Raw genomic sequence first — 3,879 nt, 5'->3', positions numbered from 1 at the left:
TTATGATTTTAAGAGCTGAAAATTTAGTAAAGAAATATAAAAGCCGTACAGTTGTTAAAGGTGTATCGGTAGAAGTGAAGCAAGGAGAAATTGTTGGATTACTGGGACCTAATGGTGCGGGTAAAACGACATCATTCTATATGATTGTTGGATTGATTCAACCCAATGGGGGGCGAATTTTTCTTGACGATAGAGAAATTACCAACGAACCTGTTTATAAAAGAGCTCAAATGGGAGTTGGTTACTTAGCTCAGGAAGCCTCTGTTTTTCGTAAGTTAAGTGTTGAAGACAATATTAGAGCTGTATTGCAAATGTCTGATTTCACTAAAGAATATCAAGAGCAGCGATTGGAAGAAATGCTGAATGAATTTAGCCTTCAGAAGATTCGTAAGAGTTTGGGAATTCAGCTGTCTGGTGGTGAGCGTAGAAGAACTGAGATTGCTCGAGCTTTATCTATTAAACCTAAATTTATTCTTTTAGACGAACCTTTTGCTGGTGTTGACCCAATTGCGGTAGAAGATATTCAGGATATAGTTCGTAAACTTAAAGACAAGAATATTGGTATCTTAATTACTGATCACAATGTTCAGGAAACACTTTCTATTACTGAAAGAGCTTATCTATTATTTGAAGGTAATATCCTTAAATCGGGTACTGCAGAAGAGTTAGCTAATGATGAAGATGTACGTCGAGTCTATCTAGGAAAGAATTTTGAGTTAAGACGTCAAAAATAAAAGTGACCATTTGTTTTTAACAAAAGATTATCTTTCTGTTTTATTCGTCTGAAATAGATTGAGATATAGGAAGATCTAGAGCTGATTGGTTTTGATAGTTCATGGCTTAAAAGCCCTTGAATAAAAAAAAAAACAATAAACTTTGATTTTTTTTTTAATACTGTTGCACAAATAAAAAAAGACATATATATTTGCACCGCAATTAACCCGCGGATGTGGCGTAATTGGTAGCCGCGCTAGACTTAGGATCTAGTGCCGTAAGGCGTGGGGGTTCGAGTCCCTTCATCCGCACTACAGAGAAATAACCTTAAACCGCCCTTCTGAAGATGTGAAAACATCATCCTTGAGGCGGTTTTTTGCAATTTAAAAGGTTTTATCATTCTAATAGCTGAAAAATGAATATCACAAGAACCAACACTGATGATTTGAATGCTGTAATTAAATTACAGTTAGTAAAGGAAGATTATGCGAGTCAAGTTGACTCTGTGCTTAAGGAACAACGTAAAAAAGCAAGTATTGATGGGTTCCGTCCAGGTAAAGTGCCAATGGGTTTGATCAAAAAAATGTATGGTACTCCTGTTTTAGCTGACGAAGTAAATAAAATTCTTGGTCAGGAGCTATATAAGTATATCGAAGAAAATAAATTGGATATTTTAGGTGAGCCTCTTCCAAATGAGACTGAGCAAAAAAATATCGACTGGGAGAAAGATACTGAGTTCGAATTTGTATTCGATATCGCTATGGCTCCAGAGTATACTCTAAACCTAAGCAAGAGAGATAAGATCAACTTCTTTAAAATTGCAGTTGATGAGAAAATGATTCAGAATGGTGTAGATATGCATGCTCGTCGTTTTGGTTCTAACGAAGAAGCTGAAGTTGTTGAAGACAAAGAAATCCTTAAAGGAAACTTTGCTCAACTTGATGCTGAAGGAAATCTTGTTGAAGATGGTATCGTAAGCGAAGATGTAGCTATTTCATTGGAATATATGAAAGACGAAGAGTCTAAAGCTAAATTCGTAGGTGCTAACGTAAATCAAATTATTACTTTCAACCCTGCAAAAGCATTCCCTAATAGATCTGATTTAGCTTCTATGTTAGGTGTTGCTCCAGAAATGGCTGAAACTCTTGAATCTGATTTCCAATATACAATCACTAATATTTCTAAGTTTGTTCCTGCTGAAATGAATCAGGAATTATTCGATAAAGTATTTGGTGAAGGAAAAATTACTTCTGAAGAGGAATTCAAGAACCAAATTAAAGCTGATATCGAAGCTCAATTGGTTAACGATAGCGACTATAAATTCTTAATCGATGCGAAAGAGAAATTGGTGAAGAAGGCTAAAATTCAACTTCCTATTTCTTTCTTGAAGCGTTGGATTACCTCTACTAACAAAGAACTGACTGCTGAGCAAGTAGAAAGCGATTTCGAAAACTATTCTGATGATATCAGATGGCAGCTAATTAAAGATAGGTTAATAAAAGATAACGATCTTAAAGTAGGTGAAGAAGAGGTTATTGAATTTGCTAAGAAACAAGCTTTAATGCAATTTCAGCAGTATGGTATGATGGAAGTGCCAGAAGAGTACTTGACTAACTATGCTAAGCAAATGTTAGAGAATAAAGACGAGGCTAGAAAAATCTGGGATCGTAAACTAGATGACAAAGTTGTAGAGTATCTTAAAAACACAATTAAGGTAGAAGAGAAAGAAGTTTCTACTGAAGAATTCAATAAAATGTTTGAATAAGCATTTATAGAATAAATACATTTGCAACCACGCTCTTTTTTGAGCGTGGTTGTTTTTTATTCAGTATTTTGCTCAACTGATGTTAATAAAAGCAATTTTTTTAGCTAATTTAGCTAAACTTAAATGTTGATTTTGTACATCAAATAATAGTCTTTTGCTTTGGAAAGCATATAGCCAACCAGAGCTTATTTAAATTTCATTCATCCTATGATACCACAAGACGAATTTAAAAAATTTGCGACTCAGCACAGAGGCATTAGTAGTCTTTCGCTAGATAAATATACTTCTATTAGTAACTCGTACATTTCTCCTACCATTATCGAGGAACGTCAGTTGAATGTTGCTTCCATGGACGTATTTTCACGTTTGATGATGGATAGAATCATCTTTCTTGGTGTGCCTATCGATGATTATGTTGCTAACATTATCATGGCTCAGTTATTATTCCTGGAGTCAACTGAACCCAATAAGGATATTCAGATCTATTTTAACACCCCAGGTGGTTCGGTACATGCTGGCTTGGGCATTTACGATACCATGCAGTATATTAATTGCGATATAGCAACTATCTGTACAGGTATGGCAGCCTCAATGGGTGCTGTATTGTTAACTGCAGGAGAAAAAGGAAAGCGTTCAGCTTTGAAACACTCTCGTGTGATGATTCACCAGCCGATGGGCGGTGCTCAAGGTCAGGCTTCTGATATTGAAATTACTGCTCGCGAGATTATGAAGTTGAAGAAGGAACTTTATACGATTATTTCAGATCATTCGGGAATGCCTTTTGAAACGGTTGAGAAAAATTCTGATCGTGATTATTGGATGACTGCTCAAGAAGCAAAAGAGTATGGTATGATTGATGAGGTTTTAACAAGAGAGCCTAAGAAATAAGGCTTAAAAAATCATAAAAATCACGGAAATGCAGAGTTTAGCTTAAAATGCTTAACTTTGCATTTCTAATATAAGAAAGAATCGTATCTAAAAAATACGATGATCTATTTAATTGTAAACAACTTGGTTTAATGATGTTTAATATCTGACATCGGCAAGCTAAAAGACTATATTTTACTTATGGATAAATGTTCATTTTGTGGGCGAGATAAAAAAGATACCAATCTTTTAATTGCGGGAATCAGTGGTCACATTTGCGATAGTTGTATCGATCAGGCACACGAGATTATTAAAGAAGAGGCAAAAACCAATTCTGATCTTAATTTGACCGATCTTCAGTTGTTGAAACCAACTGAAATTAAAGCTTTCCTTGATCAGTATGTGATTGGACAGAATGATGCCAAGAAATATCTTTCGGTTGCCGTTTATAATCATTACAAAAGGTTGCTTCAGGAAGAGGATGATGAGGAAGTCGAAATTGAAAAATCGAATATCATTCTGGTTGGAGAAAC

The 3,879-nt window shown here is 35.1% G+C and carries 4 protein-coding genes and 1 tRNA gene; all 5 read left to right on the top strand.

Annotated features, from left to right (window positions below; genetic code table 11):
* Positions 1–2 precede the first annotated feature (2 nt).
* Positions 3–734: an LPS export ABC transporter ATP-binding protein gene (lptB, locus tag ABY905_RS14850; RefSeq protein ID WP_372645257.1), complete on the top strand. Its 732-nt coding sequence runs from the start codon at positions 3–5 to the stop codon at positions 732–734.
* Positions 735–943: 209 nt separating this feature from the next.
* A tRNA-Leu gene (locus ABY905_RS14845) sits at positions 944–1,025 on the top strand.
* Between the two features lie 104 nt (positions 1,026–1,129).
* The gene (gene tig, locus ABY905_RS14840; RefSeq protein ID WP_372645255.1) at positions 1,130–2,479 is read left to right on the top strand and encodes a trigger factor; all 1,350 of its coding nucleotides are present in this window, start codon (positions 1,130–1,132) and stop codon (positions 2,477–2,479) included.
* A 207-nt stretch (positions 2,480–2,686) separates the two neighbouring features.
* Complete coding sequence (gene clpP, locus ABY905_RS14835; RefSeq protein ID WP_372645253.1) at positions 2,687–3,367, top strand: ATP-dependent Clp endopeptidase proteolytic subunit ClpP; 681 nt, start codon at positions 2,687–2,689, stop codon at positions 3,365–3,367.
* Positions 3,368–3,547: 180 nt separating this feature from the next.
* The coding region (locus ABY905_RS14830) for a ClpX C4-type zinc finger protein (protein WP_372645251.1) at positions 3,548–3,879 on the top strand (332 nt) is incomplete at its 3' end.

It is taken from the genome of Ancylomarina sp., assembly GCF_041555295.1.
Classification (GTDB): Bacteria; Bacteroidota; Bacteroidia; order Bacteroidales; family Marinifilaceae; genus Ancylomarina.
The sequence above is the reverse complement of the archived record's forward strand: the minus strand, read 5'-3'. Positions and strand labels throughout refer to the sequence as shown.